Genomic DNA, 14,939 nt, shown 5'->3' on the forward strand with positions numbered 1-14,939 from the left:
TGAACTATTCGTGTAAAAGGTGAAAAAAAGGCGCTCAACTGAGCGCCATTATTTACATTTATCATCCAAATGTTACATGTTGGGGTAGTTTGGACCACCACCGCCTTCCGGTGTAACCCAAGTGATGTTTTGGCTCGGATCTTTAATGTCGCAGGTTTTGCAATGAATGCAGTTTTGCGCATTGATTACAAACTTGGGTTGACCCGCCTCTTCGACGATTTCATACACGCCTGCTGGGCAGTAACGCTGTGCTGGCTCATTAAACTGAGTCAAGTTAATGCCCAGTGGAATGCTGCTGTCCTTGAGACGTAAATGGCATGGCTGATCTTCCTCATGATAAGTGCTCGACAGATACACTGAGGACAGTTTATCGAAGCTAAGCTTGCCATCGGGTTTTGGATAATCAATCTTGCTGTAAGCGCTCACAGGTGCCATTTGCGCATAGTCTGGGTGCTCATCACGCAGTGTGATAGGGAACTTTCCGCCAAACCAGTTTTGATCTATATAGTTGAATGCGCCGCCTAAATAGGTACCAAATTTGTGCATTGCTGGACCAAAGTTGCGGGATTTATGCAATTCTTCGTATAGCCAGCTTTCTTCAAGGTGGGTTTGGTAACAGTCGAGATCTTTACCGCCTTCAACCCCAGCCATCATGGCTTTACCTAAGGTTTCTGCTGCAACAATTCCGCTCTTCATCGCAGTGTGAGTGCCTTTGATTTTCGCAAAGTTCAACGTACCCGCGTTGCAGCCTATGATAAGACCGCCAGGAAAACTCATCTTAGGTAGCGAGTTTAAGCCGCCTTTAGTAATCGCGCGGGCGCCATAACTAAGGCGTTCGCCACCCGTTAAATACTTAGCAATCACAGGGTGGGTTTTATAGCGCTGGAATTCGTCAAATGGGCTCAGATGCGGATTTTTGTAGTTCAAATCAATAATAAGGCCGACCGCAATTTGGTTATCTTCCATGTGATAAAGGAAGCCGCCACCCGATGCGCCCTCGGTTAATGGCCAGCCACCTGTGTGAACGACTTTGCCTTGTTCGTGTTGCTCGGCGGGGACTTTCCAAATTTCTTTGAAGCCTAAACCGTAATGCTGTGGTGTTTTACCATTATCTAAATGGTATTTTTCGATAAGTTGCTTACCTAAGTGGCCGCGGCAACCCTCGGAGAAAACGGTATATTTAGCATGCAACTCCATGCCTGGCATAAAGCTGTCTTTGGGTTCGCCATCGGCACCCACTCCCATATCGCCAATCAAAATACCTTTAACGCTGTTATCGGCGTTAAATAGCAGTTCACTGGCGGCAAAGCCGGGGAATATTTCGACACCGAGTTCTTCTGCGCGATTGGCAAGCCAGCGGGACAGATTACCGACGCTGATAATAAAATTGCCGTCGTTGTGCATGGTTTTTGGCACAAAAGCATTAGGCATGACTCGGCCGTCGGTGGCTGAGCTGAGTAGGTAGATTTCGTCGTGGGTGACAGCGGTTTTTATTGGGGCATCTTTTTCGCGCCAGTCGCTGAATAGCTCGTCTAGCACTTTTGTCTCGAACACTGCGCCTGACAGAATATGCGCGCCCACTTCTGAGCCTTTTTCTACCACACAGACGGTAATTTCTTTGCCTGAATCCTGTGATATTTGCATTAATCGACATGCCGTGGCCAAGCCAGCTGGACCAGCACCGACGATAACAACATCGAATTCCATTGATTCGCGTTCCATCAGTTCACCTCTTCCTTCACGTTTCCCCGATTTTTATCGAGTGTTGTAGTTTGTAAACGGGCGTTTTATTGCTTGCACCACCTTACCTGAAAATAAGATAAGGTCACAGTGGATTAAGCTGCTGTTTAGTCTAATTCAATACAAATCTTTAGGTGAGGACTGTCACAGATTATTCACGCTAGCGTGATCTAGGTTAATAAATACCTGTTTAGGGGTATAGCTAGTGAGTACTTTCGGCCTATAATCACCGACGACGGTTCTCCGAGCTTGCCTGCCTAAGTCGAAAGATATGGAGGTGTAGCCGTGGTAATAATGCCACCGGGGTGGGATAAGAAATGCTCTCACCTCCCACACTTGGAAAGGTGATCATGTCTCAATTACAAGACAGCTTTGGTCGAAAATTTCACTATTTACGGATGTCAGTCACTGACGTTTGTAACTTCAAATGCAGTTACTGCCTCCCTGATGGTTATCATCCTGAAGGTAAACCAAAATTCTTATCTCTCAATGAGATAGAAAACTTAGTCTCCGCATTTAGCCAAGTCGGCACCCAAAAAATCCGCATTACAGGCGGTGAACCTACCCTGCGTAAAGACTTTACCGACATCATTCGTGTCGTCGCTGATAACCCGCGCATTCATACTATTGCGACGACCACTAATGGATATCGACTCGAAAAGCATGCCAAAGAATGGTTCGATGCTGGCTTGCGTCGTATCAATGTGTCCGTGGATAGTTTAGATCCCAAAATGTTTTACCAGATCACTGGCGAAAATAAGTTTGATGAAGTGATGCGGGGGATTGATGCCGCCTTGTCAGCAGGTTTCGAGCGAGTAAAAATCAATGCCGTACTGCTTAAAGGTTTAAACGATAAAGATTTGCCACGTTTTTTACACTGGATTAAACACACGCCAATCGACCTGCGTTTTATCGAGCTGATGGAAACGGGTCTTGGTCGTGAGTATTTTGAAGCCCATCACCTAGCGGGCGCCGACATCAAAGCACAGTTACTGGCAGATGGCTGGCAATTAGATACGCCAAGTGCCTCCGATGGTCCAGCCCAAAATTTCAGCCGCAGCGATTATCAGGGCCGTATCGGCTTGATCATGCCCTATGCCAATAATTTTTGTGCTACCTGTAACCGTTTACGGGTATCTGCTAAGGGTAAATTGCACTTGTGCCTCTTTACGGAATCCGGTGTCGATTTACGTGATCTGCTACAGCATTCTAACCAGCAAGCGGAATTAATTGAGCGTCTGCACGGTCAATTAGCCCAGAAGAAAGAAACCCATTACTTGCATCAAGGCATCACAGGTGTCACTCAGCATCTTGCCTCTATTGGCGGCTAGACCTGGTTTTAGGTCTGTTGCCATAGCCAATTTAGCGCGAGTATAAGCTCAATTTCCCTTGTACCCTGTTTTGACCTCAATTAAAGGATCGCTCCGATGAGCAATGTATTTACTCATATTAATGCCGATGGCAATGCCCATATGGTTGATGTAACTGAAAAAGCCGTTACCGAGCGCGAAGCCCGTGCAGAAGCTTTTATCGAGATGGCGAGCACGACACTCGAGATGATCATGAGTGGTAGCCACCACAAGGGTGATGTGTTTGCGACCGCGCGTATTGCGGGCATTCAAGCCGCGAAAAAAACCTCAGACCTTATCCCTCTCTGCCATCCGCTGATGCTAACGAAAGTTGAAGTCGATTTAGAGGCACAACCTGAACATAACCGCGTGCGTATTACTAGCCTGTGCAAGTTATCCGGTAAAACGGGCGTAGAGATGGAAGCGTTAACTGCGGCTTCAGTGGCGGCGTTAACTATCTATGACATGTGCAAGGCCGTGCAAAAAGATATGGTGATCTCCCAAGTCCGTCTGTTGGAAAAGCGTGGCGGCAAGTCGGGACATTTTAAGGTTTAGCGGATCAAAAACGAGAGAAGACTATGATTAACGTGTTGTTTTTTGCTCAAGTTCGAGAATTGTTGGGCACAGCTAAATTAAGTCTAGAGGCGAGCGAGCAGACACAAACTGCCGAAGCATTACGGGCAACGCTGGCGGCCACCGACGACAAATGGGCTAAAGTATTAACCTCTGACAAATTGCTGGTGGCGGTAAATCAGACCATTAGCCAATGGGATACACCTGTAAGCGATGGTGATGAAGTCGCCTTTTTCCCACCGGTTACAGGAGGTTAATATGCGTTTATTACCCGCAGTTCGAGTGCAAGAGGTCGATTTTAGTGTTTCTGAAGAATATCGCCAGCTAGCTCAAGATGATAGCGATGGTGCCGTAGTCACTTTTGTCGGCAAAGTGCGTGATTTTAACGATGGCGCCGCGGTGACAGATTTAACCTTAGAGCACTATCCGGGCATGACCGAAGCCGTGTTAGAACAAATCGTTGCCGAGGCGCGTAGCCGTTGGCCGCTTAATAAAGTGACGGTTATTCACCGTGTCGGTACTATGGCTCTGGGTGAGCAGATTGTGTTTATCGGCGTAACCAGCGCCCATCGCAAGGCCGCTTTTGCTGCCTGTGAATTCTTAATCGACTTTTTAAAAACCAAAGCGCCATTCTGGAAATTAGAAGCGGGCGAGCAAGGTAAAAGTTGGGTTGAAGCGAAAGATGCCGATGAACAGGCGGCTAAGCTATGGCAACACAAAGACTAGTCGCGTGGCAGAGATACTCGTAGTCGCAACGCAGCTTGCCAGTTTAAGTCCCGCGCGAATATTGCACTAAGGTGACCCAATGCAGAGTTTGACCCGTTTCTTCCATACCTGTGTTTTTGCATTACTCTGGTGCTTGGCGGTCGTGCCATCTAGCAGTCGAGCGGCGGATAATACAGCGATTCCCGTAATTGCCGCTGCCTCAGATTTACGTTTTGCCCTCGATGATATTAGCCAAAAATTTACCAATGAAACTGGGCTAAAAGTAAAAATATCCTATGGGTCATCGGGCAATTTTGCTACTCAAATCCAAAATGGTGCGCCCTATGAATTATTTTTATCTGCGGATGAAAAATATATTCAGCAATTGCATAGTGCTGGTGTTGTCCGCGATGCTGGCGTGCTTTATGCCCAAGGGCAACTCGCTATTGTTGTACCTAAAACCGGTCGTTTGTCCGTTGATCCTGAACTTAAGGGGTTAGCCGAAGCACTCGCTGCAGGAAAAATTACCCGTTTTGCTATTGCTAATCCTGATCACGCTCCCTATGGCGAAAAGGCCAAAGAAGCATTGCAGTTTGTGCAGTTGTGGGATGCGATTCAACCTAAATTGATCCTCGGGGAAAATGTGTCCCAAGCAGGGCAGTTTGCGATTAGTGGTTCAACCCAGGGCGGGATTATTGCGCTCTCTTTAGCTATGTCTCCTACTTTTGCCAAACATAGTGATTACGCCATAGTGCCAGCAAAAATGCATAGCCCACTGTTTCAGCGTATGGCATTAATGGCCAAGGCGGGTGAAACAGCTCAGCATTTTTACGATTATTTAAGAGCCGATAGTGCTCGTCGTGTTTTGGCCGATTATGGTTTTTCATTGCCAGAGCAACCATGATGGATTGGCAGGCACTTTGGTTATCGGTCAAGCTGAGTGGCATCACCGTTTTAGTGTTGATTCCTTTAGCTATTTTGGCTGGACGAGCATTAGCCTATCGTCAATTTGTTGGCAAATCTTGGGTCGAGGCGCTGATCATGGTGCCCTTAGTATTACCGCCGACTGTGATTGGTTATTACTTGCTGGTGGGGCTTGGCAGTCAAAGTTGGCTCGGACAATGGATTGAGCAAGTCATGGGTCAGCAACTCGTGTTTCACTTTTCAGGTCTGGTTATCGCCTCTGTTTTAGTTAATATTCCCTTCGCTGTGCAGCCGATACAACGCGCCTTTGAAACTGTACCTAATGATGTTCGCGACGCAGCCGCTTGTTGCGGCATGAGTCGACTTAAAATTCTACTTAAAATTGAATTGCCTATGGTGTGGCCGGGTGTGCTAACGGCATTAGTTCTGTGCTTCTCCCATGTGCTTGGGGAGTTTGGCGTTGTGCTGATGATGGGCGGCAATATTGCTGGCGAGACTAAGACGATTTCGATTGCAATTTATGACAGTGTGCAATCATTCGATTTTAATGCCGCAGGCACTATGTCATTAGTCTTATTGCTGTTTGCCGTGACGGCGTTAGCACTAACAACCAGTCTATCGCGGCGTTTAGGAGGTCAGCGTGGCGCAAATCATCGCTGATCTGCAGTGTCAGATCCAAAATCATAAACATATTAAACTCAACGCCGATTTTCGCTGTAAAGCGGGTGAAGTACTTGCTGTGGTAGGGCCGTCTGGCGGTGGAAAAACCACGCTGCTACGGATGATCGCTGGGTTAAATCATCCCGATACGGGACAAATCCACTTTGGCGATCGGCCTTGGTTTGATGATAAAGCGCGTATCGCCTTAAGCCCGCAGCAACGCCATATCGGTTATATGCCGCAGCATTTTGGCTTATTTCCGAATCTCACTGCCTTAGAAAATGTAGTCGCTGGGCTTGATCATATTCCCAAGGCGGAGCGCATTCCGCGCGCGAAAGATTGGCTCGAACGGGTCAATTTACAGGGATTACCCGATCGATTACCGGCGCATTTATCGGGCGGCCAGCGCCAGCGCGTTGCGCTTGCCAGAGCGCTTGCTCGCGAACCGTCGGTTTTGTTGCTGGATGAGCCTTTTTCTGCGGTGGACAGGGAAACTCGCGAGCGTTTATACCTTGAGCTTGCGCGCCTCAAAGAGCAGTTACTCTGCCCAGTGATTATGGTCACCCATGACTTAAATGAAGCCTTGCTGCTGGCTGATTCGATGATTTTGATCAGCCAAGGCAAGATGCTGCAGCAAGGTGCACCTTTCGAGGTATTGTCGCGGCCACGAAATGAAGCTGTGGCTAGGCAGATGGGGCTAAGAAATATTTTTGATGGTGAAGTGGTATTTCAAGACAGCACTAAAAATCTCACTTGGCTTAAATTTGGTGAGCAGCTAATTGCCTGCGACTATGGCAAAGATCGCCCTGTGGGAAGTCGAGTCCGTTGGGTTATCCCCAATCAAGGTATTCGTTTTAATTCGATATCCAAAGGGCGTTTATGCCGCAGTTTTAATAAATTAGATGTCACGATCGACGCTATGCTGGTGATGGGCGAATCCGTTCGGCTTATCTGCTACGTCACTGGCACCCCATTACAACTTAACACTGAAGTCTCGCTGCATTTTGCCCAAAAGCTTGCTCTTACTAAGGGGATGCAAACTACGGTGGCACTCAAATCCGAACAAATTCATATTTTGGAATAGCTTAGTCCACCATGATAACTCTGAGTAAACCAGCCACCATTTAGGTGCGATTTCGCATTATCGCATCTAGCTCAGTTATCAATTGGGCTATTGTCGTTTGAAATTGAGCCAATTCCGCTTCAGCATTATTATTTCCCTGTTGCCTCATTTTTTCTTCGAGTATCCAAGCGTGCTCTGCTATTGATGTGAGCCCTAACATACTGATAGTTCCTGCACATCTATGGATCTTATCCGCAAGTTGAGGTGTTTTAAGTTGAATATCCTGAAGTGAGGTTTCGAGCTCAGTTTTAAACATTAATAGCATTTTGCTTAATGTCTCTTCCCGACCAAAGGCATCCTCTAATATTTTTATATCGATAAGTGCTGGTTTTGCAGACGGTAGCCATTTCAAAAGCATTTCATACAGCTCATCTAAGTGCAGTGGTTTTGCCAGTAAGTCATCCATCCCAACTGCGATGCACCTTTGCTTCTGCTCATTTAGCACGTTGGCCGTGAGTGCGATGATGGGAATATGTTGCCCCTCGATTTCCTGCGATCTCACTTGTTGGCAAAAAGTGTAGCCATCCATCACTGGCATGCGGCAATCGCATAACACTAAGTCATATTGAGTCTTTTGCATGAGGGCGAGCGCTTGGGCACCGTTATCTGCGATATCGCATGTTAGGCGTAACTGTTTCAGCTGTCGCTGCACCAATATCTGATTAAGTTGATGATCTTCAACTAATAATATTTTGCATTCTGGCCAGTTAAACTTAAATTGAATATCCCTTTGCGGGGTTGAGACGATAGTATCAATCCACCCCATGTTGATGTAACAAACATCTTTCACAGCTTGCGATGTTAAGGGATTTGCATTCAATAAACATTGCTCATTTTGATATCTATAACCCAGTGCTTCATTAAAGTGAGTGCAGAGTATGTGTTGCCGATCATCCGAAGCATTATCAGTAAACAACAGGTCTGCATTGGCTTTATTCTCTGTTAATACAATGCCTAATGAAGCTAAATGCCAAGATAAAGTGTGACGTAGTTTTATATCGCCGATGGCGATATATGCTTTTAATCCCTGTAATTGCTCATCAAATTCATTCTGAGCCACCACAGGTAACCGAATGCGTAAACCAATAAATGTGCCTAAATGAGGGGCGCTATTCAGGATGATGTCGCCGCCCATCATTTCGGCGAGTGTATGGCTAATGGCAAGGCCCAAACCTGCACCACCATAGCTACGTGTTGTCGAGACGTCAGCTTGCTCAAAAATATTGAATATTCGCGCTTGAGTCTCAGTGTTCATGCCGATACCCGTATCTTGTACGCCAATGAGCAGTAATTGTTGACCTTCTTGTTCGGCTTCAAGCTTGACTGAGACTTCAATAAACCCGCGTTCAGTGAATTTAATGGCGTTATTTACCCAATTGAATAGGATTTGCTTTATGCGAAGACTGTCTCCTGTTACCCGTGCTGCTACGCCTTGGTCAACGTGTAAATAGAGGCTTAAGCCTTTAGTACGTAAATCATTCATGACCATATTAAGCGTACTATCGAGAACTTCACGCAATAGTATTGGTGTCGATTCTAGACGCATTTTTCCCATGTCTATTTTAGAAAAATCGAGAATGTTATTAATGATTTGGAGGATTTCTTCCGCGCCATTACTAATGATTTGCACCATTTGTTTTTGTTCTATGCCAAGAGGGGTAAAGCTGAGTTGCTCTGCCATACCCACGAGTCCATTCATGGGCGTGCGGATCTCATGGCTCATGGCTGCGAGAAATTCAGCTTTTCTTTTAGTGGCTTGCTCGGCGTTTTCTTTTGCGATGGCTAGAGCATTTTCGACGATGCGCCGTTTATTGATTTCTTGCCTGAGTTTTAAATAGGCTATGGTTAAGCCGCCAATGAAAAGCAGTAAACCTATCGCAATCGGCAGTAGTGTTTTGAGTAAAGTGTGCCAAGAGATGCCTTCACTGTAATTTACGGCTAGCCAAGTATTGCGGATCTGCTGTTTTTCTTTCTCACTCATACTGGAGAAAACACGGTTAATTAATGGGATAAGTGGCCAATAAGGTTCACGAACGGCAACAGCGAGTTCATCTTTATAAGGCGTTGGTGCCGCTACTCGTAATTCATTGTCAAATTTGTCGTCGATAAGCATAGTCACAACGGCCAAATTACCTATGTAAGCCGCTGCTTTGCCCTTTGCGACTAAGGTCAGACCTTCGTCGGGATTGGCAGAAACTACAACATCGATATTCGGATAGGCTTTTTTAATGCTTGGCAGCAGTAGATTATCTGTGATGACCACGCGTTGAAAGTTCAGTTCTGACAGCCCCGCGATTCGCGGACTGTTGCGGGCAGTGGCTATAACAATAGGGAAAGACGTAAACACTTCGCTCATGTGCCAGTCTGGATATTGTGCTTTCAATCGTGTTGGAATAATGGCGAGATCAATCTCATGATTAACGAGTGCGGTTTGGATTTCATCCCACGTTCTGGTTTTTTGTGCCGCATAATCAAGCCCTAGTTTTTCTCTGAATTGTTCAAGATAATCAGCAAGTAAACCAACCAAGATGCCTTTATTGTTAACCGAAGAGAATGGCATCCAATGACTTACAAATCCGACTCTGAGTGAAGGTAAACCTGCCAGCCATTCGCGTTCATTGGGTCTAAGTAGAAAATTACTGTGGCCTAAAAAATGAAGATCACCCATACCCAGCCAAGTTACTTCGAGAGCATTGCGCTCTTCTACACTCAGAGCCATTAAGGCGTTATCGAGTTGTGTTACAAGCAGGCTATTGTTCTTCGTGATCCCTAAATGTAAGTTTTCCATCATCAGGGGGGCTTGGGCAACGATAAGAAGTTCAGGGTGTGCACTAATGTATTGGTTAGCAACATGAAGATTACCGATATAGGCATCGGTCGTTTTATCAATGACGGAGGAAAGTGCTTGTTCTGTATTAGAAAATGTTACTTCTGTTACGGTTGGATAATGCAGTTTGACTAATTTCTCCGTCGAGAATCCTTTTTCAACGGCAATCCGAGCTTGGCCAAATTCACTCACATCGCGAAAAAATCGGCTGTCGTAACGAATAACGACAACAGTGGGGGAGGTGTAGTATGAGCGGCTAAACATAAGGCATTGAGTACGTTCAACAGTACGAAAAGCGTCAAGCAAGACATCGACTTCCCCATTACAGCCAGCAGAATAGAGGCTCATCCAATTGGGATAAACCTTCCAGTCAATTTGGTAATTAAGATTTTTGGCGAGCAGTTGTATGAGTTCGACACTAAATCCCGTTGTTATCTGGTCATTAATTTGTTGAAAAGGTCCCCAGCCATTGGCGAGTACGCCTACTCTAATTGTTGTGGTTTTGGGCTGTTCGGCATGAGTGATAAAAGTCATGCATAGCAGGGATAAGCAACTGAAGATGCAAAGAAGTTGGTAACGCATTTTTTGAGTCGCACTCATCTCTATGACCAAAGTGTATTAAGTCTCGAAAAAAACACCGATGCCAAGTAGTATAGATAAGGCATCCATAAGTTCACATTATCACGAGGAGTTATATATGGCTTTTAAGATCATCCTTGCCGACGATCACCCTATTATACTCACTGGCGTGCGTAGTTTGATGGCTGAAATGCAGCCAAGTTGTGACATTGTTGCTGAAGCAAATAATGTTTCCGAATTATGGCGTACATTAGAACAACATGAATGTGACTTATTGATCACAGACTTTAGTATGCCTAATGATGACAATGTCGACGGTATGGCCATGATTAAACAGCTAAGACGAAAATATCCAAATTTACCCATAATAGTATTGACCCAAGTACATAATTTAGGTGTATTACAAGCGCTGTTACAGATTGGAATACAAGGCTTATTATTAAAAAAATCAGTCATTGCCGAATTAGAGAAAACAGTTAAAAAAGTATTATTAGGTTCTGTTTACATTGGCGAAACTGTCCGTGAATTATTAAATGAACAAGGTATTAATCAATATACCATCCCAGTTGAACTTTCACTGAAAGAAATAGAAGTGGTACGTTTACTGGCAAACGGCATGTCAGTGACTCAAGTTGCCAGCTATTTACACCGCAGTGTAAAAACCATAAGTACCCAAAAAACCAATGCGATGCAAAAACTCGGTTTAAAAAGTGACAGTGAATTGTTTCATTATGCACAGCAACAGGGATTATTTTAATGTTAAAATGGAGGGATTTCAGCCTCGAACATAATAGTTACATCCCCTTGGTAAGTGCTTCCTGGATATTTCATCATTTCAGTTAAGTTGGTTTTGTTAATTTCAAACAATAGCTTTCTTGCAACATTGATATATTCCCCATCTGTATTTGTAAAATGGTACTTTGATGTCGATAGCGGCACTGATTTTCCTATACCATTTATATAACTGATTTCTATATTTGTTTTGTGACTGTTTTTAATGTTTTTAAGTTGGCACTGGCCATTGTTTTGATATTGGCAATAACTCAATGAAACATCAAATGGTGCGCTAAACCAAAACTTAAACGGCAATTCAGCCTTTAAGTTGGGCGGTGTTTTTCCGCTGTTCATCCATGGTGCCCAGCCCTTAGGCGGTTGCAAGATTACTTTATTGCTGCCAGCAGGGAATTCTAACTTAAGTTGATGCGTGACCCTTAAGGTAAATTCTATGGTTACGTTTGAGTCTGAATAGGTTGCATCACCAAAGTCGAGATCTTTATTGCGTCCAAGGCTCAGGGTTATATTGCCTTTATAAGTACCATTTTCCATTTTTAAAGGATCGGGAGGTTGCAGTTTATAACCAATATAAATCCTTTGAAGGGTGACATTCTTTGATGATGTGAATTTCGGGTTAAATTTATTGTTGTAACAAATGCCTCCAGACTGTTGGTTAGCGTTTTTTATGTCATAAAAATAATCTAAAATGCTACTGCTTGCCCAGGTATTTAATCTGAAGTTGCAATCTCCTTGAACATAATATAACCAAAAATTATCGGTTTCTCCTGCTTCTTTTATTAAGTTCGGGGTTTGAGATGCTCCAATTTTCGTTAGTTTAAATTTCATTTTGTGTGTTTTACTACTCCCTTTTTTTGTCAGCTCTACAGTTTTTTCGCCAGTAAACTTTTGATAAGTAATAGCATGTTCTAGTTTTCCATCATTACTAATTAGTTTTGATGATATTGTCGTCTCTATTTTTATTGCTTGCTCATTTTCTAAAGATGCGGTGCCTTTACACCAGAAATCACCAGTCATATTTTCAGGAACTGAACATGGTGTAGTGTTAATAAACTTACTACCATTAATATCATAGGGCGCAGGTTTATATTCAGCAGTAACCTGAATGGTAGCTGCCTCTGTTAATGGGCTGAGTAGCAAATATCCCAACAATGCATATAAAGCGTAACGATAATTCACTTGGCTAGGTTCTCTGTTAATGTTTGTTGTGCCCATGTTTGGGCATTACAAGTGATATTGCCTAATAGCAATAGGTTCTGTTCACGTTTCACTCGGTGTAAATCGAGTTCAAGGTTGCACTCTTGTATACCTTGATACTCCACTTGCAAGCTCGGATGGTGTTCACTCATTTCGACGGCAAAAAAGCCATCGGCCTCACTCAAGCTGCGCCCCGCATGGTTGGCGATAAGTGCGCCTTTAAGCGGCAATCCCTGTTGATTCACTAAGCGGCCAATCACAGTGACAGTCTTCATGACTCTGATTTGTTGGTAACTGACGCCTCCCTTATTGAGGTGGTAGTGCAATACGCTCGGTTGGATGACTGAAGGTGTGTCATCAAAGTCCTGTATGGCGAGTTGTACGCTACCACTGCGATAGGCGGTCACTGGCACTAAGTTGCGCCCAGGCTTTAAGGTGACACTGCCACCGTGCTCATCTTCTGCTTGTAAAATGATGTCTGGGGTATCAGCCATGACATCGATTATCATGCCCGCATCGTGGTTTTGGCTTTGGCCTGAGATGCTGAGTTCACCCTGTTGCCCCAGTGCAACCATACTATCGAGGTTTATGCCGCCTGTGATGCCGCTGTTATAGGACGATGACTGTGCATAGGCATCCCCGCTAACAATATCGTTGCTAAAGCGGCTATTGGCGGTTGCACCAACCCCATAGCTATCCGTGTTTAGCCCCATCCCTATGGTTTCAATGCCACGCCAGTCTAGTTGCTGTTGGTAATCAACATAGGCATGCTGTTCTTGCCCGCCAGAACGTGAAGTTCTGCTGCCTAAGCCACCACCCATTCGACGCGTTTGAGCGCCTAAGTTCATACTGAAATAAAGTGCTCCGCCTTGGTCGCGCTGGGCTGAAGTGTTAATGCTGCCAGGACGATCGAACGCATTTAAACTCCAGCTCATTTGGCGTCCCCAGAGTTTGTCGCTGTACTGCCAACCTAAGTCAATTCCTTGACCTTGCTCGGATTGATGTGACAAATAGGCCGAAACAGAGTGACCATTTCCTAAGTTATGTTGCAAAGATACACTCGTCTTTTGGGGATTAGAGTTCGTGATATCACTACTTTGCGATTGATTGAGCTGTTGCTGATGGCTGAGTACAAAGCTGCCGTGTCTATAGCTATAAACTGCTTGTAAATCAAAATCGCTGCCCTGTTGTTCATTCATCACCCAGTTACCAAAAAAGCGCAGTTGTTGGTTCCAGTCCCAATCAGCCGAAATGCTGTAGTGCCAACCTTTATCCATAAATTGAGCCGCGGCGCCAAGGATGATCGCCGGTGTTAATAAGTAGTTTGCGAGTACCCCCGTGCTGAGTCCGCGTCTGCTTTCATCATCCCAATTCGTTATATCTTGTAACTTTTCTCCAGCAAACAAGTTCACCCGAAAGGGTTCTTCAGTGTTTTGCCATTGAATGGGTTTGTTAATGATTTCTCGACGACGTTCAGTGACTTGGCCATCTTCTAGAATCCGAATTTCAACTTCATATATGCCAGATGGTAATACTTTAGTATCAATGGCTTGTAAGCCAGCGTTAATCTGTTGCGAGTTGATCAATTGTCCATTTTGATAGATTTCTACCACACCTGCACGATTCGGAGTGACATAAATGGGTGTGGCACTGGCATAGGCTTGATCGACCAATAACTGATTAGAGTCACCCAACATCACGCCCATCACAGCTTGTGAGCTGCCGCTATAAATGATGGGCTGACGAACTAAACCTTGGGCATAAGGGGAGAAATACCCGAGTCGATAGAAGTGTCCTTCGTTTTGGTGTTCTGTATACAACTGTTGAATAGTCGAGTTGAGTGTCTCTTCATTATTTTGAGTGACTTCACCTTCAAGCAGTGTGGTCCACTGGCCTAAACTTGCTTGGGCTTGCAAATTATAACGGCCTGCGTAATCGCTCTCATTGGATTGACTCCAATTGAGTTGTTGTCGAAATAGCGCGCCGTAGCTGCCTTGTTCAGGCAAGGCATAGTAGTGTGAGTTTGATGGCTGCTTTTCGATATTGGCCGTTAAAATAGATAATTGAGAGTTCTCCAAATTATATTCAATCGCTAATATGCCGCCCTGACAGCCTTTTGAGCACAAACCCAACTTATGTTTTTGGTTTAATTGCGCTATCCATAATTGTTGCTGACGTTCGTCAAGATCGCTTTCGCTCACGTCTATGAGTTTTAATAGTTGCACACTGGTATCGAGTCCTAACACTATTTCACCTTCGCCAAGCAATTTATTATCAATGGTGATTCTTACTGTTAATGGGGCATTGAAAAAATGCTCAGAAAATCCATCAGGTAAGTCTTGATATTGCTTTAGCAGCTTGAGCGAGTCCGATGGCGTGTTATTCGCCAAAGAGCAAGAGCTAAAGATTAGCGTTGCGATCAGAATCGTCAGGATCAAAGATGACAAGTGTGTTGCCTCATATCGAAAAA

At 44.7% G+C, this 14,939-nt stretch carries 12 protein-coding genes and 1 riboswitch; of the genes, 8 read left to right on the forward strand and 4 right to left on the reverse strand.

What is annotated here, in order from left to right; genetic code table 11:
* Positions 1-72: 72 nt before the first annotated feature.
* Positions 73-1,722: an electron transfer flavoprotein-ubiquinone oxidoreductase gene (locus HUB64_RS20855; RefSeq protein ID WP_105251081.1), complete on the reverse strand. Its 1,650-nt coding sequence runs from the start codon at positions 1,720-1,722 to the stop codon at positions 73-75.
* 247 nt (positions 1,723-1,969) lie between these two features.
* Positions 1,970-2,103, forward strand: a riboswitch (molybdenum cofactor riboswitch).
* Between HUB64_RS20855 and moaA the strand changes: the two genes are divergently transcribed.
* The 7 genes from moaA (at position 2,091) to HUB64_RS20890 (ending at position 7,035) form a co-directional block, all read left to right on the forward strand.
* Positions 2,091-3,071 carry a GTP 3',8-cyclase MoaA gene (moaA, locus tag HUB64_RS20860; protein WP_105251082.1) on the forward strand — a complete coding sequence of 327 codons (981 nt, stop codon included), beginning with the start codon at positions 2,091-2,093 and terminating at the stop codon, positions 3,069-3,071. Its footprint overlaps the riboswitch before it by 13 nt.
* A gap of 96 nt (positions 3,072-3,167) precedes the next feature.
* Positions 3,168-3,644 carry a cyclic pyranopterin monophosphate synthase MoaC gene (gene moaC, locus HUB64_RS20865; RefSeq protein ID WP_006079755.1) on the forward strand — a complete coding sequence of 159 codons (477 nt, stop codon included), beginning with the start codon at positions 3,168-3,170 and terminating at the stop codon, positions 3,642-3,644.
* A gap of 23 nt (positions 3,645-3,667) precedes the next feature.
* Positions 3,668-3,919, forward strand: a complete 252-nt coding sequence (gene moaD / locus HUB64_RS20870) for a molybdopterin synthase sulfur carrier subunit (protein WP_105251084.1) — start codon at positions 3,668-3,670, stop codon at positions 3,917-3,919.
* A gap of 1 nt (position 3,920) precedes the next feature.
* A complete protein-coding gene (moaE, locus tag HUB64_RS20875; protein WP_131525126.1) occupies positions 3,921-4,388 on the forward strand; it encodes a molybdopterin synthase catalytic subunit MoaE in 468 nt (155 codons plus the stop codon).
* A 79-nt stretch (positions 4,389-4,467) separates the two neighbouring features.
* Entirely contained in the window at positions 4,468-5,271 is an 804-nt protein-coding gene (gene modA / locus HUB64_RS20880) for a molybdate ABC transporter substrate-binding protein (RefSeq protein ID WP_173497783.1), read from the forward strand.
* Positions 5,271-5,951: a molybdate ABC transporter permease subunit gene (gene modB / locus HUB64_RS20885; RefSeq protein WP_105251087.1), complete on the forward strand. Its 681-nt coding sequence runs from the start codon at positions 5,271-5,273 to the stop codon at positions 5,949-5,951. Before modA ends, modB begins: the two co-directional genes overlap by 1 nt.
* On the forward strand, positions 5,932-7,035 hold the full coding sequence (locus HUB64_RS20890) for an ABC transporter ATP-binding protein (protein WP_173497784.1): 1,104 nt from the start codon (positions 5,932-5,934) through the stop codon (positions 7,033-7,035). The genes modB and HUB64_RS20890 overlap by 20 nt, the downstream gene beginning before the upstream one ends.
* 40 nt (positions 7,036-7,075) lie before the next feature.
* Here HUB64_RS20890 and HUB64_RS20895 read toward each other — a convergent pair whose 3' ends face one another.
* A complete protein-coding gene (locus HUB64_RS20895; RefSeq protein ID WP_173497785.1) occupies positions 7,076-10,501 on the reverse strand; it encodes a transporter substrate-binding domain-containing protein in 3,426 nt (1,141 codons plus the stop codon).
* A 97-nt stretch (positions 10,502-10,598) separates the two neighbouring features.
* Here HUB64_RS20895 and HUB64_RS20900 point away from each other — a divergent pair, with 97 nt between their 5' ends.
* Entirely contained in the window at positions 10,599-11,237 is a 639-nt protein-coding gene (locus HUB64_RS20900) for a response regulator transcription factor (protein WP_168826430.1), read from the forward strand.
* Positions 11,238-11,239: 2 nt separating this feature from the next.
* Here HUB64_RS20900 and HUB64_RS20905 read toward each other — a convergent pair whose 3' ends face one another.
* Positions 11,240-12,487 carry a hypothetical protein gene (locus tag HUB64_RS20905; RefSeq protein ID WP_168826432.1) on the reverse strand — a complete coding sequence of 416 codons (1,248 nt, stop codon included), beginning with the start codon at positions 12,485-12,487 and terminating at the stop codon, positions 11,240-11,242.
* Positions 12,448-14,916, reverse strand: coding sequence for a fimbrial biogenesis outer membrane usher protein (locus HUB64_RS20910; protein ID WP_173497786.1), 2,469 nt, complete (start codon positions 14,914-14,916; stop codon positions 12,448-12,450). Before HUB64_RS20910 ends, HUB64_RS20905 begins: the two co-directional genes overlap by 40 nt.
* Between the last annotated feature and the right edge of the window lie 23 nt (positions 14,917-14,939).

This window comes from Shewanella sp. ISTPL2 (assembly GCF_013283205.1).
In the GTDB taxonomy this organism is placed as follows: Bacteria; Pseudomonadota; Gammaproteobacteria; order Enterobacterales; family Shewanellaceae; genus Shewanella; species Shewanella oncorhynchi.

What these genes read in the sequence shown, in the direction of transcription:
- HUB64_RS20855 (WP_105251081.1), bottom strand. Translation starts at nt 1,722, where the DNA reads ATGGAACGCGAATCAATGGAATTCGATGTTGTTATCGTCGGTGCTGGT.
- moaA (WP_105251082.1), top strand. Translation starts at nt 2,091, where the DNA reads ATGTCTCAATTACAAGACAGCTTTGGTCGAAAATTTCACTATTTACGG.
- moaC (WP_006079755.1), top strand. Translation starts at nt 3,168, where the DNA reads ATGAGCAATGTATTTACTCATATTAATGCCGATGGCAATGCCCATATG.
- moaD (WP_105251084.1), top strand. Translation starts at nt 3,668, where the DNA reads ATGATTAACGTGTTGTTTTTTGCTCAAGTTCGAGAATTGTTGGGCACA.
- moaE (WP_131525126.1), top strand. Translation starts at nt 3,921, where the DNA reads ATGCGTTTATTACCCGCAGTTCGAGTGCAAGAGGTCGATTTTAGTGTT.
- modA (WP_173497783.1), top strand. Translation starts at nt 4,468, where the DNA reads ATGCAGAGTTTGACCCGTTTCTTCCATACCTGTGTTTTTGCATTACTC.
- modB (WP_105251087.1), top strand. Translation starts at nt 5,271, where the DNA reads ATGGATTGGCAGGCACTTTGGTTATCGGTCAAGCTGAGTGGCATCACC.
- HUB64_RS20895 (WP_173497785.1), bottom strand. Translation starts at nt 10,501, where the DNA reads ATGAGTGCGACTCAAAAAATGCGTTACCAACTTCTTTGCATCTTCAGT.
- HUB64_RS20900 (WP_168826430.1), top strand. Translation starts at nt 10,599, where the DNA reads ATGGCTTTTAAGATCATCCTTGCCGACGATCACCCTATTATACTCACT.
- HUB64_RS20905 (WP_168826432.1), bottom strand. Translation starts at nt 12,487, where the DNA reads ATGGGCACAACAAACATTAACAGAGAACCTAGCCAAGTGAATTATCGT.